The organism is Pseudomonas machongensis, assembly GCF_034961125.1.
Classification (GTDB): Bacteria; Pseudomonadota; Gammaproteobacteria; order Pseudomonadales; family Pseudomonadaceae; genus Aquipseudomonas; species Aquipseudomonas machongensis.
The window spans coordinates 26,171-45,893 of sequence record NZ_JAYFUI010000191.1; the positions used below are offsets into that span (position 1 = coordinate 26,171).

21 protein-coding genes are annotated in these 19,723 nt (G+C 64.3%); 10 read left to right on the forward strand and 11 right to left on the reverse strand.

All coding sequences use genetic code 11. The features are described 5' to 3' along the window. Positions 1–519 precede the first annotated feature (519 nt). Both VA602_RS24050 and VA602_RS24055 read left to right on the forward strand, forming a co-directional pair. The gene (locus VA602_RS24050) at positions 520–1,221 is read left to right on the forward strand and encodes a response regulator transcription factor (RefSeq protein ID WP_323454547.1); all 702 of its coding nucleotides are present in this window, start codon (positions 520–522) and stop codon (positions 1,219–1,221) included. Continuing rightward, positions 1,218–2,822: an ATP-binding protein gene (locus VA602_RS24055; RefSeq protein WP_323454548.1), complete on the forward strand. Its 1,605-nt coding sequence runs from the start codon at positions 1,218–1,220 to the stop codon at positions 2,820–2,822. The genes VA602_RS24050 and VA602_RS24055 overlap by 4 nt, the downstream gene beginning before the upstream one ends. Positions 2,823–2,825: 3 nt before the next feature. Here the strand turns inward: VA602_RS24055 and VA602_RS24060 are convergent, their stop codons facing one another. Both VA602_RS24060 and VA602_RS24065 read right to left on the reverse strand, forming a co-directional pair. Then, positions 2,826–3,527 carry a 4'-phosphopantetheinyl transferase family protein gene (locus tag VA602_RS24060; RefSeq protein ID WP_323454549.1) on the reverse strand — a complete coding sequence of 234 codons (702 nt, stop codon included), beginning with the start codon at positions 3,525–3,527 and terminating at the stop codon, positions 2,826–2,828. Positions 3,528–3,610: 83 nt separating this feature from the next. Then, positions 3,611–4,402, reverse strand: a complete 792-nt coding sequence (locus VA602_RS24065) for a dienelactone hydrolase family protein (protein WP_153774377.1) — start codon at positions 4,400–4,402, stop codon at positions 3,611–3,613. Positions 4,403–4,539: 137 nt separating this feature from the next. Between VA602_RS24065 and VA602_RS24070 the strand changes: the two genes are divergently transcribed. The 4 genes from VA602_RS24070 to VA602_RS24085 all read left to right on the forward strand — a co-directional run bounded on the left by VA602_RS24070 (position 4,540) and on the right by VA602_RS24085 (position 8,983). Further along, positions 4,540–5,145, forward strand: coding sequence for an outer membrane protein (locus VA602_RS24070; protein WP_153774378.1), 606 nt, complete (start codon positions 4,540–4,542; stop codon positions 5,143–5,145). A gap of 108 nt (positions 5,146–5,253) precedes the next feature. Beyond that, the gene (locus tag VA602_RS24075; protein ID WP_054892914.1) at positions 5,254–5,931 is read left to right on the forward strand and encodes a response regulator; all 678 of its coding nucleotides are present in this window, start codon (positions 5,254–5,256) and stop codon (positions 5,929–5,931) included. After that, complete coding sequence (locus tag VA602_RS24080; protein WP_323454550.1) at positions 5,928–7,274, forward strand: ATP-binding protein; 1,347 nt, start codon at positions 5,928–5,930, stop codon at positions 7,272–7,274. Before VA602_RS24075 ends, VA602_RS24080 begins: the two co-directional genes overlap by 4 nt. A 383-nt stretch (positions 7,275–7,657) precedes the next feature. Beyond that, entirely contained in the window at positions 7,658–8,983 is a 1,326-nt protein-coding gene (locus tag VA602_RS24085; protein ID WP_054892912.1) for a dicarboxylate/amino acid:cation symporter, read from the forward strand. Between the two features lie 95 nt (positions 8,984–9,078). Here the strand turns inward: VA602_RS24085 and VA602_RS24090 are convergent, their stop codons facing one another. Beyond that, positions 9,079–9,573, reverse strand: a complete 495-nt coding sequence (locus tag VA602_RS24090) for a SprT family zinc-dependent metalloprotease (protein WP_054892911.1) — start codon at positions 9,571–9,573, stop codon at positions 9,079–9,081. A gap of 127 nt (positions 9,574–9,700) precedes the next feature. Continuing rightward, a complete protein-coding gene (locus tag VA602_RS24095) occupies positions 9,701–10,300 on the reverse strand; it encodes a Yip1 family protein (protein ID WP_054892910.1) in 600 nt (199 codons plus the stop codon). 251 nt (positions 10,301–10,551) lie between these two features. Between VA602_RS24095 and ttcA the strand changes: the two genes are divergently transcribed. Then, on the forward strand, positions 10,552–11,376 hold the full coding sequence (gene ttcA, locus VA602_RS24100; RefSeq protein WP_054892909.1) for a tRNA 2-thiocytidine(32) synthetase TtcA: 825 nt from the start codon (positions 10,552–10,554) through the stop codon (positions 11,374–11,376). A gap of 4 nt (positions 11,377–11,380) precedes the next feature. Next, the gene (locus tag VA602_RS24105) at positions 11,381–12,052 is read left to right on the forward strand and encodes a DNA-3-methyladenine glycosylase I (RefSeq protein WP_054892908.1); all 672 of its coding nucleotides are present in this window, start codon (positions 11,381–11,383) and stop codon (positions 12,050–12,052) included. Between the two features lie 52 nt (positions 12,053–12,104). On the opposite strand, the gene VA602_RS24110 is transcribed toward VA602_RS24105, so the two are convergent. From VA602_RS24110 to arsC, 3 genes are read right to left on the reverse strand one after another with little or no spacing between them, the layout of a single operon-like run. Further along, positions 12,105–12,518: a DUF2069 domain-containing protein gene (locus tag VA602_RS24110; protein ID WP_323454551.1), complete on the reverse strand. Its 414-nt coding sequence runs from the start codon at positions 12,516–12,518 to the stop codon at positions 12,105–12,107. Further along, a complete protein-coding gene (wrbA, locus tag VA602_RS24115; protein WP_063543569.1) occupies positions 12,511–13,116 on the reverse strand; it encodes an NAD(P)H:quinone oxidoreductase in 606 nt (201 codons plus the stop codon). The genes VA602_RS24110 and wrbA overlap by 8 nt, the downstream gene beginning before the upstream one ends. Further along, entirely contained in the window at positions 13,113–13,466 is a 354-nt protein-coding gene (gene arsC, locus VA602_RS24120) for an arsenate reductase (glutaredoxin) (protein WP_054892906.1), read from the reverse strand. The genes wrbA and arsC overlap by 4 nt, the downstream gene beginning before the upstream one ends. Before the next feature lie 87 nt (positions 13,467–13,553). Between arsC and VA602_RS24125 the strand changes: the two genes are divergently transcribed. After that, positions 13,554–14,021 carry a TlpA disulfide reductase family protein gene (locus VA602_RS24125; RefSeq protein ID WP_065861391.1) on the forward strand — a complete coding sequence of 156 codons (468 nt, stop codon included), beginning with the start codon at positions 13,554–13,556 and terminating at the stop codon, positions 14,019–14,021. A 140-nt stretch (positions 14,022–14,161) separates the two neighbouring features. Here VA602_RS24125 and VA602_RS24130 read toward each other — a convergent pair whose 3' ends face one another. The 4 genes from VA602_RS24130 to VA602_RS24145 are packed head-to-tail and all read right to left on the reverse strand — an operon-like array spanning position 14,162 to position 18,803. Beyond that, a complete protein-coding gene (locus tag VA602_RS24130) occupies positions 14,162–14,566 on the reverse strand; it encodes an META domain-containing protein (RefSeq protein ID WP_323454552.1) in 405 nt (134 codons plus the stop codon). Further along, a complete protein-coding gene (locus VA602_RS24135; protein ID WP_323454553.1) occupies positions 14,563–15,000 on the reverse strand; it encodes a hypothetical protein in 438 nt (145 codons plus the stop codon). The genes VA602_RS24130 and VA602_RS24135 overlap by 4 nt, the downstream gene beginning before the upstream one ends. A 25-nt stretch (positions 15,001–15,025) precedes the next feature. Next, the gene (locus tag VA602_RS24140) at positions 15,026–16,015 is read right to left on the reverse strand and encodes a 2-hydroxyacid dehydrogenase (RefSeq protein WP_323454554.1); all 990 of its coding nucleotides are present in this window, start codon (positions 16,013–16,015) and stop codon (positions 15,026–15,028) included. A gap of 31 nt (positions 16,016–16,046) precedes the next feature. Continuing rightward, the gene (locus tag VA602_RS24145) at positions 16,047–18,803 is read right to left on the reverse strand and encodes a response regulator (protein WP_323454555.1); all 2,757 of its coding nucleotides are present in this window, start codon (positions 18,801–18,803) and stop codon (positions 16,047–16,049) included. A 203-nt stretch (positions 18,804–19,006) separates the two neighbouring features. Between VA602_RS24145 and VA602_RS24150 the strand changes: the two genes are divergently transcribed. Next, positions 19,007–19,723 (forward strand): response regulator transcription factor, encoded by a 717-nt coding sequence (locus tag VA602_RS24150; RefSeq protein ID WP_054892900.1) that lies wholly within the window; start codon positions 19,007–19,009, stop codon positions 19,721–19,723.

Sequence of the window (19,723 nt, forward strand, 5' to 3'; positions counted from 1 at the left end):
ATTCTGGGTCACGCCCAAAAACTGTTGCTGTCGGGTGCCAGGCGATGCCTGCAACACCCATACCCGAACAAGGCCCTGACGGGCTTGCCTCGGTCGCGCCTCCGCAGGAGCGGTTTGGCTGCTGAAATCACCGTAAGTTCCGGCTGAAAAAACGCTTGAGTTTCTGCCTGGACTTGTGTTTGTGATTTGGGGCGAAGCCACAACATGTAGTGGTTCGCTGCAATGGGGATACAAGATAATGCGGTATTGGGGTCTTTGCAAGGCGAGCCGCTGTGGATAACTTGTGAGTACTTTGTGTGTGAAAGGTGGGTATTCGCTGTAGGCCTTGTCGCAAGAGGTTTTTGCCGGTTTCAGGCCTGTGACAGAATTTTTCGCGTGGTTGGCAGTGCCTGGGGCGGGACGTAGTATCCGGGGGATATGTTGCCCTTTGGTGAAGGGCGGCAGCAGCCCCATCGTGGGGCAAGCCTGCACCCACCGTAGCGCACCGACACCAAAATCATGAACAAGAGGTGACCGGCGATGGACCAGCCCAACAACCGCATCCTGATCGTCGAGGATGACCAGCGCCTGGCCGAGCTCACAGCCGAATACCTGCAGGCCAATGGCTTCGAGGTGGCGGTGGAGGGCGATGGCGGGCGGGCGGTGCGGCGCATCATCGACAGCCAGCCTGATCTGGTGATCCTCGACCTGATGCTCCCCGGAGAGGATGGCCTGAGCATCTGCCGGCGGGTGCGCGGGCAGTTCCCCAACCCCATCCTCATGCTCACCGCGCGCAGTGATGAACTCGACCAGATCCAGGGGCTGGACCTGGGGGCTGACGACTATATCTGCAAACCGGTGCGCCCGCGCCTGCTGCTGGCACGCATCAATGCGCTGTTGCGTCGCAGCGATGCGCCGCAGGGCAAAGGGCATGATCTGAGCTTTGGAGGGCTGCGCATCGACAACCGCCTGCGCGAGGCCTGGCTGGGCGAGCAGCCGATCGAACTGACCGGTGCCGAGTTCGACCTGCTCTGGCTGCTGGCCAGCAACGCCGGGCGGGTGCTGTCGCGCGAGCAGATCTCCACCTCGCTGCGCGGGGTGGGCTATGACGGCCAGGACCGCTCCATCGATGTGCGCATCTCCAAGATCCGCCCCAAGATCGGTGACGATCCCATCCACCCGCGCCTGATCAAGACCCTGCGCAGCAAGGGCTATCTGTTCGTCGGCGATGCCACCCCATGAATTCGATCTTCCTGCGTATCTATGGCGGCATGCTCGCGGTGCTGGTGCTGGTCGCCGTGCTGGGCGTGCTGAGCCTGCACCTGGTCAACGAGGTGCGCGCGGGCCAGCACCGCGAGGGCCTGGCGCAAGGCACCTTCAGCCTGATGGCGGACAACCTGGCGTTGCAGAACGAGGTGGAGCGCAAGCGGTCGCTGGTGATCTGGGAACGCTTGCTCGGGGTGCCGCTGGACCTGGCGCCGCTGTCGATGCAGACCCTCGATGCCGGGCAGCGCAGCCGCCTGGCGCGTGGCCTGGTGGTGGTGGAGAAGACCGGCCCGCATGCGGCCAAGGTCTTGCGCCAGGTGGCGCACGAGGATTTTGTGCTGGTCGCGCAGGTCAAGCAGGTCAGCGAGCAGTTGGCCCGTGCCACGCTTTATCTGTTGGCTGACGAACTGGTGCGCTACCCGGTGACCGAGCAGCAGCAGCGGTTGGCGCAGATCAGGCAGAGCAAGGGGTTCGGGTTCGACATCGCCCTGCAGCGGATCGAGCGGGTAGGGCTGGACGACGATCAGCGGCGCCGGGTAGAGGAAGGCGACACGGTGATGGCGCTGGGGCGCGATGGTGATTCGATCCGCGTATTCGCCGGTTTGTCCGGCTCGCCATGGGTGCTGGAAATCGGCCCGCTGTACCAGCTCAACCCTTATCCACCGCAATTGTTGATCCTGATCGCCTTTCTCGGCCTGTGCCTGATCGGGTTGGTGGTGTACCTGCTGGTGCGCCAGCTCGAGCGCCGTGTCTCGGGGTTGGAGATGGCGGCCTCGCGCATCGCCCAGGGCAGCCTGGAAACCCGCGTGCCGGCGGGCGATGCAGACTCGGTCGGGCGTCTGGCGGCGGCGTTCAATGGCATGGCCGAGCACTTGCAGCGTTCGCTGAGCATGCAGCGCGAGCTGGTGCGGGCGGTGTCCCACGAATTGCGCACGCCGGTGGCGCGCCTGCGCTTCGGCCTGGAGATGATCGAGAGCGCCAGCACCGAGCAGGCGCGGAGCAAGCACCTGGCGGGCATGGACAGCTATATCCAGGACCTGGACCGGCTGGTCGACGAGATGCTGACCTACGCGCGCCTGGAGCAGGGCGCGCCGGCCCTGAAGTTCCAGCGGATCGACCTGGACAGCCTGCTCGATCGGGTGATCGATGAACTGGCGCCGCTACGCGCGGATGTGCGGGTGACTCGCGGGGCGTGTGAGCTGGGCGAAGACCAGTTGGCCTGGGTCGAGGCCGAACCGCGCTACCTGCATCGGGCGCTGCAGAACCTGGTGAGCAATGCCATGCGCCACGCCGAGTCCGAGGTGCGCCTGAGCTTTCAGCTCGGCCAGCAACGTTGCCGCATCGAGGTCGAGGACGACGGTCCGGGGATTCCCGAAGGCGTCTGGGACCGCATCTTCACGCCTTTCACCCGCCTGGACGACAGCCGTACCCGCGCCTCGGGAGGGCATGGTCTGGGCCTGTCGATCGTGCGGCGGATCATCTATTGGCACGGTGGGCGGGCGCAGGTGGGGCGCAGCGAGGCGCTGGGTGGCGCCTGCTTCAGTCTGAACTGGCCACGACAGCAGGCGCCGGGGTGAGGCTCAGGCGCTGACAAGGCTGAGCAGGTGGCCGTCCTGCAGGCAGAACTGGCCATCCAGTTCGCGGCCGTGGTGCCACTCGCTCGACAGGTCGGTGAGCAGGCGCAGGCGTGCGTGGCCTGTGGCGTCCCACTCCAGCACTTCAGCGTGTTCGAAGTAGAAGCGCTTGAGGGTCAGGGGGTAGAGGGCCTTGAACAGGCTTTCCTTGAGCGAGAAGGTCAGCGTCACACCGAGGCCAATCCTTGAACGGTCCAGGCGCTGCAACTCGTCGGCGGTGAGAATCTCGCCCGCCAGGCGCTCGGCGCGCTCGTCGTCGAGCAGGCTTTCCTGATCCAGGCCGATGCCCTGGCAGGCGCCTTCATGGGCGACCACGGCAGCGGCCCAGCCCTGGCCATGGGTGATCGAACCTCGGATGCCGACGGGCCAGACCGGTGAACGGTCTTCGTGGCTGTCCGGAACATAGTCGCGGCCATCCAGACGTTGCAGCGCCGCGCGGGCACAGACCCGGCCGGCCAGGTACTCGGCCTGACGCTTGGCCACCGAGCGCTGCAGGCTGGGGCTCTGTGCAATGCCCGCGCGCTGGAAGTCGTCGGCGGCCAGGCGCTTGGGATCGAAGGCACAACTGACCAGCACCGCACCGGGGAGGGGCTGGGGCAGGGGCCAGTGGTGCTGAAGTGGGGTGCAGCAGGTGGGGAGTCTGTCCATGGGCGGTATTGTGCCAGTTCAGGCCCTTTCGCGGGCAAGCCCGCTCCTGCAGGTACGCAAAGAATTCGTAGGGGCTTGGGCCCCTACTTGAACGCCTGCTTGAAGAACGCCTGCATGTCCTTCCAGGAGCTTTCATCTGCCGCCTTGTCATAGCCGATGTCCGGCCCGCCATGCGCGCCATGGCTCAAGCGGTCCGCATCCGGGTTGGTAAAGCCATGCTTGGCCCCGGGAATGCCAACGAACTGCATGTCTGCTCCGGCATCCTTCATTTCTTTCTTGAAGGCTTCGACCTGTTCGGCCGTGACCATGCTGTCGGCCTCGCCATGCTCGACCAGGATCTTCGCCCTGACCACGTCCGGTTTGGCCGGTGTCTGGGTGACCAGCGCGCCGTGGAAGCTCACCACGCCATCGAGCTTCTCGCCCCGGCGTGCAGCGTCGAGCACTACCTTGCCGCCGAAGCAGTAGCCGACGGCGCCCAACTGGTGCTTGTTGGTGTTGGGTTGCAGCTTGAGCAGTTCGAGCCCGGCGTCGAAGCGTCGCGCCGCTGCTGCTGGATCCTTGAGCGCTGCCGCCATGAACGCCTGGGCGTCCTGCGGGTGCTCGGTGTGCTTGCCGTCGCCATACATGTCGATGGCCAGCGCGTTGTAGCCCAGCGCCGCGAGGTCGCGGGCGCGGCGTTTGGCGTAGTCGTTCAGCCCCCACCATTCATGCACCACGACCACACCAGGGCGCTTGCCCTCGATGGCGTCGTCGTAGGCGTAGTAGCCGATCAGCGCAGTGCCGTCGGCGTCCTGGTAGCGGATCTCGCGGGTCTGTACCGCCGCCTGGGCGAAGGCGGCGCTGCACATCAGGGCCAGGGCAAGCAGTGAACGCATGAGGGGGTTCTCCAGGAAAGATGCAGCCGTATCGGGTTCGTTCAGCCAAGGTTCAGCCGGGGTTCAGGAGCGGTTCAGGGCGCCCTGCTTACTCTAGCCCCCAGACCGAAACAGCGCACCTACTGGAGTAACAAAGCATGAAAGCACTCAACACCCTGATGGTTGCCATGGCTGTTTGCGCAGCTGGCGTTACCGCCACCGCCCAGGCCGACGACACCTTCGCCAGCCTGACCTACGGCCAGACCAGCGACAAGGTCCGCAAGTCCGGCCTGCTGCAACGCAACACCGACAACTTCAACGCCGACGGCATCATCGGCAAGGACAGCACCTGGGGCCTGCGTGTCGGCCAGATCAACGATCAAGGCCGCTACTACCTGACCTACGACAACGTTTCCGGCGATCACAGCGGCGTCAAGCTGCGTCAGGAAAATCTGCTTGGCAGCTACGATGTGTTCCTGCCGATCACCGACACCACCAAGCTGTTCGGCGGTGGCAGCGTGGGCGTCACCAAGCTGACCCAGACTTCCTCCGGTTATAGCCGCGACACCGACTATGGCTACGCACTCGGCCTGCAGGCCGGTGTTCTGCAACAGGTCACCGACAATACCTCGGTGGAACTGGGCTACCGTTACCTGACCAGCAATGCCGCCACCGAACTGTCTTCGCACGGTGGCCCGAAGGATGGCACCCTGCGCCTGAAGAGCAGCGCCCAGACCTACCTCGCCGCCAGCTACAAGTTCTAAGGTCGAGGCTCATCGAACCGGCAGGGGTTTCCCGTGCCGGTTCGCTGTTATGCTGTGCCGGCCCTGATCGCTCGGCGGTCCGGGAGATATAGACAAAGGAGATGCGGCATGAAATTGCTGGTGGTCGAGGACGAGGCGCTGCTGCGCCATCACCTGTATACGCGTCTTGGCGAGACCGGGCATGTGGTGCAGGCGGTGGGCGATGCCGAAGAGGCGCTTTACCAGGCCGAGCAGTACAACCATGACCTCGCCGTGATCGACCTGGGCTTGCCGGGCATGAGCGGGCTGGACCTGATCCGCCAGCTGCGCAGCCAGGACAAGACCTTCCCCATTCTGATTCTCACCGCCCGCGGCAACTGGCAGGATAAGGTCGAAGGCCTGGCCGCCGGTGCCGACGACTATGTGGTCAAGCCTTTCCAGTTCGAAGAGCTGGAGGCGCGCCTGAACGCGTTGCTGCGTCGTTCCAGCGGCTTTACCCAGTCGACCATCGCTGCAGGCCCGCTGGTGCTGGACCTCAATCGCAAGCAGGCAACGCTGGACGAGCAGCCGCTGGCGCTCACCGCCTATGAATACCGGATTCTCGAATACCTCATGCGTCATCACCAGCAGGTGGTGGCCAAGGACCGTCTGATGGAGCAGCTCTACCCGGACGACGAGGAGCGCGATCCCAACGTCATCGAAGTATTGGTCGGCCGCCTGCGCCGCAAGCTTGAGGGCGACAACGGTTTCAAACCCATCGACACCGTGCGCGGCCTGGGCTACCTGTTCACCGAGCGTTGCCGATGATCCGCTCGCTGCGCCTGCGCCTGATGCTGGCCGCAGCGCTGCTGGCCCTGCTGTTCATGCTGGCGCTGCTGCCGGCGCTGCAGAAGGCCTTCAGCCTGGCCCTGCAGGAGTCGATCGAGCAGCGCCTGGCCTCGGATGTCACCACCATGATCTCGGCGGCTCGCATCGAGCATGGGCATCTGCAGATGCCCGAGCTGCTGCCCGACGAGCGCTACAACCTGCCCAGCATGGGGTTGCTCGGCTACATCTTCGACCGTGACGGCCGGTTGGTCTGGCGTTCACGCGCCACCGCCGACAAGCACATCAACTATCAACCCCGCTATGACGGGCGCGGCAACGAATTCGCGCGAATCCGCCAGGACGACGGCGACGAGTTCTTCGTCTATGACGTCGAGGTCAAGCTGCTCGGCGGCAAGAGTGCGGCGTTCAGCATCGTCGCGCTGCAACCTGTGCGCGAGTACCAGCACACCCTCGATGGCCTGCGCGAGAAGCTCTACCTGGGCTTTGGCGCGGCCTTGCTGGCGTTAATGGTGCTGCTCTGGGCCGGCCTGACCTGGGGGCTGCGGTCGTTGCGTCGCCTGAGCCGAGAGCTGGACGAGGTGGAAAGTGGCGCCCGTGAAGGGCTGAGCCGTGAGCACCCACGCGAGCTGCTGCGTCTGACCGGCTCGTTGAACCGCCTGCTGCACAGCGAGCGTGAGCAACGTCAGCGTTATCGCGACTCGCTGGATGACCTGGCGCACAGCCTCAAGACTCCGCTGGCGGTACTGCAGGGGGTTGGCGAAAGCATGGGCCAGCGCAGCGACGAGCGCGAGCAGGCGCGGGTGCTGCAAAGCCAGATCGAGCGCATGAGCCAGCAGATCGACTACCAGCTGCAACGTGCCAGCCTGCGCAAGAGTGGCCTGGTGCGGCACAAGGTGCGCCTTGCGCCGGTGCTCGAAAGCCTGTGCAACACGCTGGACAAGGTCTATCGCGACAAGCGTGTGACCGTGACCTTGAGCATTCCCGAACAGGCGTGGGTACCGATCGAGGAGGGCGCCCTGCTCGAATTGCTCGGCAACTTGCTGGAGAACGCCTACCGCCTATGCCTGGGACAGGTGCGGGTAAGCCTGGAGCGGTTGCCGGGGCAGCAGGTCTTGTGTGTCGAAGATGACGGCCCCGGTGTGCCGCCCGGCCAGCGCATGCGCATTCTGCAGCGCGGCGAGCGCCTGGACAGGCAGCATCCGGGGCAGGGGATCGGGCTTGCGGTGGTCAAGGACATCATCGACAGCTTCGATGCCCGGCTTACGCTGGATGATTCGCCCCTGGGCGGGGCGGCATTCAGGATCGTGTTCAACCTGGAGTGATCTAGCGGGCGGGGGCCTCCTCGCGGGCAAGCCCGCTCCTGGATAGCCGATGAATCCAACCCCTGGGGGCTTGCCCGCGAAGCCCCAAGCGTATGCCCGCATCGGGCGGATTCCCGCCATCGTCCTTGTACGAATCTCGCCACCGGGCGGAAATCCGCCAATCCATCCCTGTCGATTCGCCCTGTCCTTGGGCAGAAAATTCCCGAAAACACGGGCCTTGCACCTGATTCGGGCATTTTGGCATCACCCTTGCTAAAGATCTGGCAGAGGCCTGCTCAGGCAGCTCGAACACAACGACAAATCCCTCCAGGTGCAGGAGGGTTCGCGCTTTAGGTGCCTCGCCCTGGGAAGGGTGAAACGGCACACTTGAGGATAATTAAGCCATGACGAAACGTCAGCCGCTGTACAAGTCCCTGTATGTCCAGGTGATCGTTGCAATCACCATCGGCATTCTGCTCGGCCACTACTACCCCGAAACCGGTGTCGCCCTCAAACCCCTGGGTGACGGCTTCGTCAAACTGATCAAGATGGTCATCGCCCCGATCATCTTCTGTACTGTGGTCAGCGGCATCGCCGGCATGCAGAGCATGAAGTCGGTCGGCAAGACCGGCGGCTATGCACTCCTGTACTTCGAGATCGTCTCCACCATCGCCCTGATCATCGGTCTGGTCGTCGTCAACGTGGTTCAGCCTGGCGCTGGCATGCACGTCGACGTCAGCACCCTGAACGCCAGCAGCGTCGCAGCCTACGCCGCCGCCGGTGCACAGCAGACCACCGTCGGCTTCCTGCTCAACGTCATCCCTAACACCGTGGTCGGTGCCTTCGCCAACGGCGATATCCTCCAGGTGCTGATGTTCTCGGTGCTGTTCGGCTTCGCCCTGCACCGCCTGGGCAGCTACGGCAAGCCAGTGCTCGAGCTGATCGACCGCTTCGCCCATGTCATGTTCAACATCATCAACATGATCATGAAGCTGGCTCCGGTCGGTGCGTTCGGTGCCATGGCCTTCACCATCGGCCAGTACGGCGTGGGTTCGCTGGTGCAGCTGGGCTACCTGATGGCCTGCTTCTACATCACCTGCCTGGCGTTCATCCTGATCGTCCTCGGCGGTATCTGCCGCGCCCACGGCTTCAGCGTCCTCAAGCTGATCCGCTACATCCGTGAAGAACTGCTGATCGTACTGGGTACTTCCTCCTCGGAATCGGCCCTGCCACGCATGCTGACCAAGATGGAGCGCCTGGGCGCGAAGAAATCCGTGGTTGGCCTGGTGATCCCGACCGGCTACTCGTTCAACCTGGACGGCACCTCGATCTACCTGACCATGGCTGCGGTGTTTATCGCCCAGGCCACCGACACCACCATGGACATCACTCACCAGATCACCCTGCTGCTGGTGCTGCTGGTTGCGTCCAAAGGTGCTGCTGGCGTTACCGGTTCGGGCTTCATCGTCCTGGCCGCCACCCTGTCCGCCGTTGGCCACCTGCCGGTTGCCGGCCTGGCGCTGATCCTGGGTATCGACCGCTTCATGTCCGAAGCCCGTGCCCTGACCAACCTGATCGGCAACGCCGTTGCCACCGTGGTCGTGGCCAAGTGGGTGAAGGAGCTGGACACCGACAAGCTGCAATCGGAACTGGCTTCCGGTGGTGCACCGCTGGTTGAAACCCGTCCGACCGACGACCTGGGCGTTGCTGAAGGCCCGGCTACTCGCTGATAGCGGTTGTAGCGATATGAGAAAGGCGACCTTCGGGTCGCCTTTTTTTATGCTCGGTTTTTGCGGTGATCAGACAGGCCCGCGAATGCATTGGGTCATTCGACGCGTGTCTCGCCGCTGTACACCAGGATCTCCCGACAGCGCCGGCACAGATAGCGACGTCCCTGGCGCACCAGCTTGTGCCGCTGGGCGCTGAACGCAAAGTCGCTGTCTGCACAGGGGCAGCGGTAGATGTAGCGGGTTGCCACGCGGCGCTGCACCTCATAGTTGTGGCAGCGGTTGGGCGGCAGTTCGTAGACCCCGCGCATGATCAGTTGCCACTCCTCGCCATGGGCCTGGATGCGGTCACCGAACAGTTGATGGGCGATCAGGTGGGCGACTTCATGGGCCACGGTCTGGCGCAGGAAGTCATCCTGGTTCTCGCGGTACAGCTGCAGGTTGAAGCGCAGCAGGTTCTCGTGCAGATGAGCGACACCGGCCTTCTGGCCGCGCAGCTTGAAGCTGACTTCCGGGCGCGGGAAGGGGCGTTTGAAGAAGGTTTCGGCTTGCTGGTAACAGGTTTCGACGCGTTGCTTGAGTAGCTCGGGCATGGCGGGATGATTCTCCTGACGCGCCATTATGCCGCAAGCCCTGCACGCTTGCCGAGCCGCCGGTCAGCACGAAGCCAGAGGCCGCCAAAACGGCGGCCTCTGGCCCGACGCCCCAGTGTTGGTGTTTCTAATTGGTGTAGACCGGCCCCACGCCAAGCCCCCAGATGATCACGGTGGCGGCCATGATCGCCACCAGCACTACCAGGCCCACCGCCAGCACGGAGCTGGAGAACAGGAAGCCTTCGTCGGTGGGAATGTTCATGAAGGTCGGCAGCCCGACATACAGCAGGTAGACCGTGTAGCAGATGGCCGCTGTGCCCAGCAGCATGCCCAGCCACAGATGAGGGTAGAGCGCCGCCAGGCCGCCGAGGAACAGTGGCGTGGCGGTGTAGGTTGCAAAGGCGATGCACTGTGCCATCGAGGGGTTGGCATCGTAGGTGCGCGCCATCCAGTGGATGAAGGCCCCCATCACCGCCACCCCGGCAAGCATCGCCAGGTAGGACATGACGCTCATCCACAGCGCGCTTTCCATGGTCAGCATCACCGGTGGTCGATCACCGATCACCCAGCCGACCTGGGTGGTGCCGATAAAGGCGGATACCGCCGGAATCGCTGCCAGGATCAGGGTGTGGGTCAGGTACATGTGGCTGATGCTTTCTTCTTCACCGCGAATCTCCCGCCATTCCTGGTCGGGATGGGTAAACAGCCCCAGAACGTGATGGATCATGCCGGTCACTCCTATCGTCGTCGCCAAACGCCCCCCAAGCGGAGCGCCTGTGGCCGAGGCCAGGCAACCGATCAAGCGGTAATATGGCCTTATGTCGCAGTATAGGAAGCAGAACCCGGCACAAACCCGGCTTTTTAGAGCAAATCGCGCTGTCGGCGGCGCTGTTGATTCTTTATCGGAATGGCCTACGCCTGTGCTCGGTTTGTGCGTAAAATAGCCGGCTTTTGTCACACCTCGCGGATCCAAGCGCTATGGGCACCCTCTCGGTCAACCAGAACAAACTGCAAAAACGCCTGCGTCGTCTAGCCGGCGAAGCCATCACCGACTACAACATGATCGAGGATGGCGACAAGGTCATGGTCTGCCTGTCCGGCGGCAAGGACAGCTACACCATGCTCGATGTTCTGCTGCACCTGCAGAAGGTGGCGCCGATTTCGTTCCAGATCGTCGCGGTGAACATGGACCAGAAGCAGCCAGGCTTCCCCGAGCATGTGCTGCCAGCCTACCTCAAGACCCTCGGCGTCGAGTACCACATCGTCGAGAAGGACACTTACTCGGTGGTCAAGGAACTGATCCCCGAAGGCAAGACCACCTGCTCGCTGTGTTCTCGCCTGCGCCGTGGCACGCTGTACACCTTCGCCGACGAGATCGGTGCGACCAAGATGGCGCTCGGCCACCACCGCGACGACATCGTCGAGACCTTCTTCCTCAACATGTTCTTCAACGGCGCGCTCAAGGGCATGCCGCCCAAGCTGCGCGCAGACGACGGCCGCAACGTGGTGATCCGTCCGCTGGCCTACTGCAGCGAGAAGGATATCCAGGCTTACTCGGACATGAAGGAATTCCCGATCATCCCGTGCAACCTGTGCGGTTCGCAGGAGAACCTGCAGCGCCAGGTGGTCAAGGACATGCTGGTGGAGTGGGAGCGCAAGCACCCGGGCCGTACCGAGAGCATCTTCCGCGCCCTGCAGAACGTCGCGCCCTCGCAACTGGCCGACCGCGACCTGTTCGACTTCACCAGCCTGAAGATCGACGAGAGCGCCACCCCGCGTTTCCTCGACGTGCTGAACATCTGACCTCATGCGCGACTATCAGTGGCTGCACGAGTACTGCATCAATCGCTTCGGCTCGGCCAAGGCGCTCGAAGCGTTCCTGCCGCAACCGCGCACGCCGGCGCAGTTGCGCGACATCACTGACGACCGCTACCTGTCGACCCTGGCCCTGCGCGTGTTCCGCGCCGGGCTCAAGCACAGCCTGGTGGACGCCAAGTGGCCGGCGTTCGAGCAGGTGTTCTTCGGTTTCGACCCGGAGAAGGTTGTACTGATGGGCGCCGAGCATCTGGAGCGCCTGATGCAGGACGAGCGCATCATCCGTCACCTGGGCAAGCTCAAGAGCGTGCCGCGCAATGCGCAGATGATCCTCGACGTGACGAAGGAGAAGGGCAGTTTCGGTGCCTTTATCGCCGACTGGCCCGAGACCGATATCGTCGGCTTGTGGAAGTACCTGGCCAAGCATGGCAACCAGCTCGGTGGCCTGTCGGCGCCGCGCTTCCTGCGCATGGTCGGCAAGGATACCTTCATCCCCACCGAGGACATGGCAGCAGCCTTGATCGCGCAGAAGGTGATCGACAAGCAGCCCACCAGCCAGCGCGACCTGGCGCTGGTGCAGCAGGCGTTCAACCAGTGGCATGAAGAGAGTGGCCGGCCGCTGTGCCAGTTGTCGGTGATGCTGGCGCATACCGTCAATCATTGAGTCCTCGCTGAAGCCATCACGGGCTTGCCCCGCGATGGCTTAAACGCCAAGCTCAGCTACCTTCCCCGGCCATCCGCCGCTGGAACTGAAACTTCCAGCGCACGTACAGCAACCCGCTGACGAACAACCCCAGGCTCACCAGCACCTCGATCCAGCCAAACAGCGCCCGGGCCGGGTCGAACGCTGCCAGCACGCCCTTGATGAAATAGATGTTCACCACAAAGCAGGTCCAGGCATGCGCCCGGGCGCTGCCGCTGAGCATGCCTGGCAGTAACAGCAGTAGCGGAATCAGCTCGATGGCCAGGATCACTTCGACCCGCGCCCCATGCAGGTCGGCGAACCACAGGTTGTTCACCACCAGCAAGGCGATCAGGCCGAAGAAGCAGGCCAGGCTCAGCGCCCGGGTCAGGCGCAGGCGCGGGGTTAGCCAGTCGAGTGCAGGCAGGACCTTGGGCTTTCTAGCCACGCTCGCCACCCAATGCCTTGGCCGTGTTGGCCAGGCGTTGGCCGAGCGCCCTGCACAGGGCGATCTCGTGTGGGTCCAGCTCGCGCTTGCCATCGGCACCGGCATGATGGCTGGCGCCGTAGGGCGTGCCGCCGCCACGGGTTTCGAGCAGGGCCGATTCGCTGTAGGGCAGGCCAGTGACCAGCATGCCGTGGTGCATCAGCGGCAGCAGCATCGACAGCAGGGTGGTTTCCTGGCCGCCGTGCAGGCTGGCAGTGGAGGTGAACACCGCCGCAGGCTTGCCGACCAGTTCACCGCCCAGCCACAGGCTGCTGGTGCCGTCGAGGAAGTACTTGAGCGGCGCGGCCATGTTGCCGAAGCGGGTCGGGCTGCCCAAGGCAAGCCCCGCGCAGTGGCGCAGGTCGTCCAGCGTGGCGTAGAGCGCGCCGCTGGCGGGGATGTCCGGCGCCACGGCTTCGCACTCGGTGGAAATCGCCGGCACCGTGCGCAGGCGCGCTTCCAGGCCCGCCATCTCGACACCGCGGGCGATGTGCCGGGCCATCTCGCTGGTGGAGCCGTGGCGGCTGTAGTACAGGACCAGGATGAATGGATCGTTCACGGCAGGATCTCCAGGACTTTCTCGGGGGGCCGACCGATCACGGCCTTGTCGCCGGCGACCAGGATCGGGCGTTCGATCAGTTTCGGATGCTGGACCATGGCGTCGATCAGTTGCGCATCGGTGAGCGCGGGGTTGGCCAGGTCCAGGGCCTTGTATTCGTCTTCGCCGCTGCGCAACAACTGGCGCGCGCCGATGCCGAGCTTGCCGAGCAGCGCCTTGAGCGTGGCGGCGTCGGGCGGGGTTTCGAGGTAGCGCACCACGGTCGGGGCCAGGCCGCGTTCTTCCAGCAGTTCAAGGGCACCGCGGGATTTGGAGCAGCGCGGGTTATGATAGAGGGTCAAATCGGTCATGACGGGTCGCATCCAGCTGGGTGTGGCGGCTATTCTAACCGCAGCGACCGACATTTCATGCCTTAAAACTTCGAGAAGGATTGACCCATGGCAAGGCGTTTGGCAGCTGCACTGGCCATCACCGCGAGCCTTTTGCTCGGCGGCTGCGGTGCGGACTACGGCGTGGACCAGCACGGCAATACGGTGAAGGCCGAGCAGATCGACGGGCACTGGCTGGTGCTCAACTACTGGGCCGAGTGGTGCGGACCTTGCCGCACCGAGATCCCCGAACTGAACACGGCGGCCAAGCAATGGTCTGCCCAGGGCATCAAGGTGGTAGGGGTGAACTTCGACGGGCTGCAGGGCGACGACCTCAAGCAGGCCGTGCAGGCCCTGGGCATCGACTTCACCGTGCTGGCCCAGGACCCCGCCGAGCGTTACGAGCTGCCTCGCAGCGAAGCACTGCCGGTGACCTACATCATCGACGACAAGGGCAAGGTGCGTGAGCAGTTGCTCGGTGAGCAGACGCTCGAAGGGCTGCAGGCGAAGATCAAGACGCTCAAGGGCGGCGCCTGACCTGTTGTCGGGGCTGCTTCGCAGCCCATTCGCGGCACGAGGCCGCTCCTACAAGAGCTCCGCAACTTCTGAATACTGCGGTGTTACTTGTGGGCGCGGCCTCGTGCCGCGAATGGGCCGCGCAGCGGCCCCGATGCACTTCAGCCTTCCTCAGGCCAGAAGCGCAGCGGCTTGCCTTCGGCCGGCCAGAAGCGGATCTGCTCGATCGCCGACACATCCCAGCGCTGCACCGTTTCCAGGGCCTGCAGGAAGCGCTGTTCCTGCTCCATCAATGCCGGTGCACACAGCTTGCGGGTCTTGCCGATCTTGCCGAAGCTCAATTGGTCGCCGTCCAGGGTATAGCTGGCGAACCAATGGTTGCAGCCCGCATTGCCATAGGCGCGGCCATCATCGGCCAGGGTGAGGGTCAGGTGGCTGTAGTCGATCAGTGGACGTTCGCCGATCCACTCCAGCACATAGCTCTGCTCCTGCTGCAGTTTCGAAGGCTGCGCGGCGCAGCCGAACAGGCCGCCAAGCAGGGCGGTGCAGGTCAACAGGTGTTTCACTGGGCGCTTTCCTGGCAATTGCGGCACAGGTGACGCTCGCCCTGGCTGCTCCAGCCCAGTTCGGCGATACGTGCAGTGGCGGCCGGCTGGCGGGCCTTCTTGCCGAGCTTGGCATCGACGGCGAATTCGAAGTCGAGCACGGCTTCGCAGCTGTCGCACTTGACCTGCCAGGCGAGGATTTCCAGTTCGTTGAACACCGGGCCGCTGGCCACGGCGACCCACTGGCCGCGCGGGTTGATCAGGTGGCGGACGCTCTCGACGGTCAGGCGCATGGACAGGTCCTTGCTGCCTTTGAGCGTCACCAGCAGGACGTCGCCTTTGTGCATCGATCCGCCGTTGCCGGTGACCTGGTAGCGGCCTGGCACCAGCGCGCGGCATTCGATCAGGGTGTGTTGCGGGTTGAAAAGGGTGTAGCGGAAATCGTGCTCGACCATGGGTCCTCCAGAAATGCCGCGTATCCTACCCTGTGACCGTGTTTTGCGCATCGCCTGCTGCCCAGCGGGCGATGTTGTCCAGGGTGGTCGCGGCAATCGCCTCCAGCGCTTCGCGGGTCAGAAACGCCTGGTGCGCGGTGACGATCACGTTGGGGAAGGTCAGCAGCCGGGCCAGCACGTCGTCCTGTAGCGGCAGGTCGGAGCGGTCCTTGAAGAACAGTTGCGCCTCTTCTTCATAGACATCCAGGCCCAGGTAGCCGAGCTGGCCGCTCTTGAGCGCGTCGATCAGCGCCGGGGTATCGACCAGCGCACCGCGCCCGGTGTTGATCAGCATGGCACCGGGCTGCAGGCGCGCGAGGCTCTCGGCGTTGATCAGATGACGGGTGTGCTCGGTCAGCGGGCAATGCAGGCTGATGATCCGTGCCTGGCCAAGCAGTTCGGGCAGTTCCAGATAGCGGGCACCGAGGGCCAGCAGCTCGGGGTTGGGGTAGGGGTCGTAGGCCAGCAACTGGCAGCCGAAGCCGGCCATGATGCGGGCGAACGCAGCACCGATCTGCCCGGTGCCGACCACGCCGACGGTCTTGCCGTGCAGGTCGAAGCCGGTCAGGCCATGCAAGGTGAAATCGCCTTCGCGGGTGCGGTTGTAGGCGCGGTGCAGGCGGCGGTTGAGGGCCAGGATCAGCGCTACCGCGTGCTCGGCCACGGCGTGCGGCGAATAAGCTGGGACGCGCACCACCGTCAGCCCAAGGTGTGCTGCAGCCGCCAGGTCGACATGGTTGTAGCCCGCCGAACGCAGGGCGATCAGCCGTGTACCACCGCTGGCCAGGCGTTGCAGGACTTCGGCGCCCAGATCATCGTTGATGAAGGCGCAGACCACCTCGAAGCCCTGGGCCAGTGGGGCGGTGTCCGGGGTGAGGCGAGCGGACTGGAAATGCAGCTCCAGCGCGCTGCTGGCCGCGGCCTGGGTGAAGCTTTCCTGGTCGTAGTGCTGGCTGCTGAACAACAGGACGCGCATGGTGGGGATTCCTTCGGTGTGTCGTCGACGATCAGGCACGCAGGTGCGCCTGCTCCGTCAGTCGGTGGATGGCGCGCTCCAGGTCATCCAGCGCCTGCAATGCCTGCGGGCTGTCCTGCTTGAGCAGCGTCTCGCTGCGCTGACAGGCGGCCCGCAATTGTGGGACGCCGCAATAGCGCGAAGCGCCGTTGAGGCGGTGAACGCGCTCGATCATCGCCGAACGATCGCCTTGTTCGCGGGCGCTGCGGATGGCCTGGCGATCACCTTCCAACGAGGCCAGCAGCATCGCCAGCATGTCGGCGGCCAGGTCCGCTTTGCCGGCCGCCAGGCGCAAACCTTCTTCGTGGTCGAGCACCTTGAGCTCGTTGCTATCGGGCAAGCGTTCAGTGGCGCGGTCCAGTGAGGGCGTACCGAGGCTCAGGCCGGTCCATTTCATCACCACTTGGGCCAGCTGGCGCTCGCTGATCGGCTTGGTCAGGTAGTCATCCATGCCACTGTGCAGCAGGGCGCGCTTTTCGTTGGCCATGGCGTGGGCTGTCAGGGCGACGATAGGCAGGGGCGGGCCACTCTGGCTGGTTTCCCAGCGACGGATCTGCTCGGTGCAGGCGCAGCCGTCCATGCCGGGCATCTGCACATCCATCAGCACCAGGTCGAAGGGTTCGTCCTGCACGGCCTGGACTGCCGCGAAGCCGCTGTCTACCGCCACGACTGCGGCGCCCATGCCTTCGAGCAGGGTCTGCACCAGCAGCAGGTTGGCCGGGTTATCGTCGACACAGAGGATCCTTGGCACCCGCGAGCCGGCAGTGTGCCTCGGTTCGCTGCTGGGGCGGGTCGGTTGCACCAGTTCCAGCAGCAGGCGGCGCAACTTGCGGGTGCAGGTGGGCTTGGACAGCAATTGGCAATGGGCATTGGGCAGGAACGGGTGATACAGCGCCTGCTCGGTGGTCGGGCACAGCACCACGCACTGGCAGCCCAGGCGTTCGAGTTGTTGGTGATACTGGCCGAGCTGGTCGGGCGAGAGGTTGCCCAGGTTGGCGCCAAGCACGGCGAATTCGAAGGGTTGGCCGGCCTGGCTGGCGGCCTGTACGCCTTGCAGCAACTGCTCGAACGACGAGAACAGGCTGACGCTCAAGCCACAGTCTTCAAGCTGGTGTTCCAGGGCCTGACGGGCCAGTTCGTGGCCGTCGACGATCGCTGCGCGACGGCCCAGCAACGCTTGCAAGGGCATTTCCTCGGCGTCGTCGTGGGCCTTGGGCAGGCTCAGGTTGATCCAGAACTGCGAGCCTTCGCCCGGCGTGCTGTCGACGCCGATCTCGCCGCCCATCTGTTCGATCAGGCGCTTGGAGATCACCAGCCCAAGGCCGGTGCCGCCAGGTTGGCGCGACAGCGAGTTGTCGGCCTGGCTGAAGGCCTGGAACAGGGTGCGCACGTCCGCCGGTGACAGGCCGATGCCGGTGTCCTGCACGCTGATGCGCAGTTGCGCGGTATCTTCGTGCTCGTCTTCGACCATGGCGCGCACGACGATCGTGCCTTCGCGGGTGAATTTGATGGCGTTGCTCACCAGGTTGGTGAGGATCTGCTTGAGCCGCAGCGGATCGCCAACCAGCGACAAAGGCGTGTCGCGGTACACCAGGCTGACCAGCTCCAGCTGCTTGGCGTGGGCCGCCGGGGCGAGGATGGTCAGGGTGTCCTGGATCAGGTCGCGCAGGTTGAAGGGGATGCTGTCGAGCACCAGCTTGCCGGCTTCGATCTTGGAGAAGTCGAGAATCTCGTTGATGATCCCCAGCAGGTTGTCGGCGGACTTTTCGATGGTGCCCAGATAGTCGAGCTGGCGAGGCGTGAGCTCGCTCTTTTGCAGCAGGTGGGTGAAGCCGAGGATGCCATTGAGCGGGGTGCGGATCTCGTGGCTCATGTTGGCGAGGAATTCGGATTTGATCCGGCTGGCCTCCAGGGCCTCCTTGCGCGCCATGTCCAGCTCGATGTTCTGGATCTCGATGGTCTCCAGGTTCTGGCGCACGTCCTCGGTGGCCTGGTCGATGCTGTGCTGCAGCTCTTCGTGGGCGTTGTGCAGGGTTTCGGCCATGCGGTTGATGCCGGCCGCCAGCTCGTCCAGCTCGACGCTGCCCATGGGCGGCAGGCGTTCTTCGAGATTGCCCTCCTTGAGCTGGGTGACCGCGTGCTTGATGCGCCCGATCGGGCCGTTGATCGCCCGGCTCATGCGCAATGCCAGCAGCACCGTGAGGCTCAGGCAGGCAAAGATCAGCAGCAGGCTGGTGAACAGGTTGCGATAGCCGCGCAGGAGCGTGCCGTCGTGGGACAGTTCGATTTCGACCCAGCCAAGCAAGCGCTCGGATTCATTGGGCACGGCTTCGGTGGCCAGGTCACGGTGATGGCCGAAAACCGGCATCAGGTAGCGCGTGGCGTCGTTGCCGGTGCGTTGCAGCAGTTGCGTACCGGTGCCGCCACTGGGCGGCTGGTTGAGCATGCTGGGGCCGGCATGGGCCAGGCGCGAACGGTCCGGGGCCAGGAAAGCCACGGCACGTACATCGGTCTGCTCCAAAGCCTCGGCGGCGATGCGCTCGAGCTGCGCTGGCGCTTCCTGGGCCAGGGCGGGGGCTGCGAGCGGTGCCAGTTGCTCGGCGATCATCTTGCCGCGTTGCAACAGTTGGGTGCGCAGTTCGTTCTGCTGCAACCAGGTGAAATAAATGCCCAGCACCAGCGCCATCAGCCCGGCGGGCAGTAGGGCCAGCAGCAGGACGCGGCTTCTGATTCCCAAACGATCGAGCACACCTGTCTCCTGTCATGTGCGTGCGGGCCGTCGCGAGTGGACGGGATCCCGCAGAACGTTACTCCGCACGCACCGGTAATGCACTTTGTTTGTGCGGGTTTTTTATGGCGCGCGGCGCTGGCAAGGGCATTGGTCGACACTCGGTTGCCAGAACGGCGTCCCTCGCCAATAATCGCGCAACTGAGAATTCATGGCAGATGCTAATGCATACCGTATCCATTCACGACTCAAGCATCCTCGCCATCGAGGACGATCCGGTGCTCGGCGCCTACCTGCACGAGGAGCTGCAGCGCGGCGGTTTCCGCGTGACCTGGTGCCGTAATGGCCTGGAAGGCTTGGAAACTGCTGGCCGCGAGGCCTTCGATGTGGTGTTGCTGGACATCCTGCTGCCAGGGCTCAACGGTCTGGACGCCCTGGCGCAACTGCGCCGACGCAGCGCCACGCCGGTCATCCTGATGTCGGCGCTGGGGGCCGAGGCGGACCGTATCAGCGGTTTCCAGCGCGGTGCCGACGACTACCTGCCCAAGCCCTTCAGCATGGCCGAGCTGCGCGTGCGCATCGAGGCGATCCTGCGCCGGGTCGCCCTGGAGCGCCGGCATCAAGCGCCGCGTGACGTCTTGCCGGGGCAACTGCATTTCGACGACCAGGCCTGCGACGTGACGCTCGACGGGCAGGCTGCGGGGCTCACGCCCAGCGAATACCGCCTGCTCGACACCCTCAATCGCAGCCAGGAGGAGGTGCTGAGCAAGCCCTTCCTTTACCAGCAGGTCCTGCAGCGTGGCTATTCGCGCCATGACCGCAGCCTGGACATGCATGTCAGCCAGATCCGTCGCAAGCTCAAGGGTATCGGTTATCACGAGCGCCAGGTGCGCACGGTATGGGGCAAGGGCTACGTGTTCTGTGCCGGCGAGGCAGACTGA

Coding starts and splice junctions, on each gene's coding strand:
- VA602_RS24050 (WP_323454547.1), top strand. CDS start 520: ATGGACCAGCCCAACAACCGCATCCTGATCGTCGAGGATGACCAGCGC.
- VA602_RS24055 (WP_323454548.1), top strand. CDS start 1,218: ATGAATTCGATCTTCCTGCGTATCTATGGCGGCATGCTCGCGGTGCTG.
- VA602_RS24060 (WP_323454549.1), bottom strand. CDS start 3,527: ATGGACAGACTCCCCACCTGCTGCACCCCACTTCAGCACCACTGGCCC.
- VA602_RS24065 (WP_153774377.1), bottom strand. CDS start 4,402: ATGCGTTCACTGCTTGCCCTGGCCCTGATGTGCAGCGCCGCCTTCGCC.
- VA602_RS24070 (WP_153774378.1), top strand. CDS start 4,540: ATGAAAGCACTCAACACCCTGATGGTTGCCATGGCTGTTTGCGCAGCT.
- VA602_RS24075 (WP_054892914.1), top strand. CDS start 5,254: ATGAAATTGCTGGTGGTCGAGGACGAGGCGCTGCTGCGCCATCACCTG.
- VA602_RS24080 (WP_323454550.1), top strand. CDS start 5,928: ATGATCCGCTCGCTGCGCCTGCGCCTGATGCTGGCCGCAGCGCTGCTG.
- VA602_RS24085 (WP_054892912.1), top strand. CDS start 7,658: ATGACGAAACGTCAGCCGCTGTACAAGTCCCTGTATGTCCAGGTGATC.
- VA602_RS24090 (WP_054892911.1), bottom strand. CDS start 9,573: ATGCCCGAGCTACTCAAGCAACGCGTCGAAACCTGTTACCAGCAAGCC.
- VA602_RS24095 (WP_054892910.1), bottom strand. CDS start 10,300: ATGATCCATCACGTTCTGGGGCTGTTTACCCATCCCGACCAGGAATGG.
- ttcA (WP_054892909.1), top strand. CDS start 10,552: ATGGGCACCCTCTCGGTCAACCAGAACAAACTGCAAAAACGCCTGCGT.
- VA602_RS24105 (WP_054892908.1), top strand. CDS start 11,381: ATGCGCGACTATCAGTGGCTGCACGAGTACTGCATCAATCGCTTCGGC.
- arsC (WP_054892906.1), bottom strand. CDS start 13,466: ATGACCGATTTGACCCTCTATCATAACCCGCGCTGCTCCAAATCCCGC.
- VA602_RS24125 (WP_065861391.1), top strand. CDS start 13,554: ATGGCAAGGCGTTTGGCAGCTGCACTGGCCATCACCGCGAGCCTTTTG.
- VA602_RS24135 (WP_323454553.1), bottom strand. CDS start 15,000: ATGGTCGAGCACGATTTCCGCTACACCCTTTTCAACCCGCAACACACC.
- VA602_RS24140 (WP_323454554.1), bottom strand. CDS start 16,015: ATGCGCGTCCTGTTGTTCAGCAGCCAGCACTACGACCAGGAAAGCTTC.
- VA602_RS24150 (WP_054892900.1), top strand. CDS start 19,007: ATGCATACCGTATCCATTCACGACTCAAGCATCCTCGCCATCGAGGAC.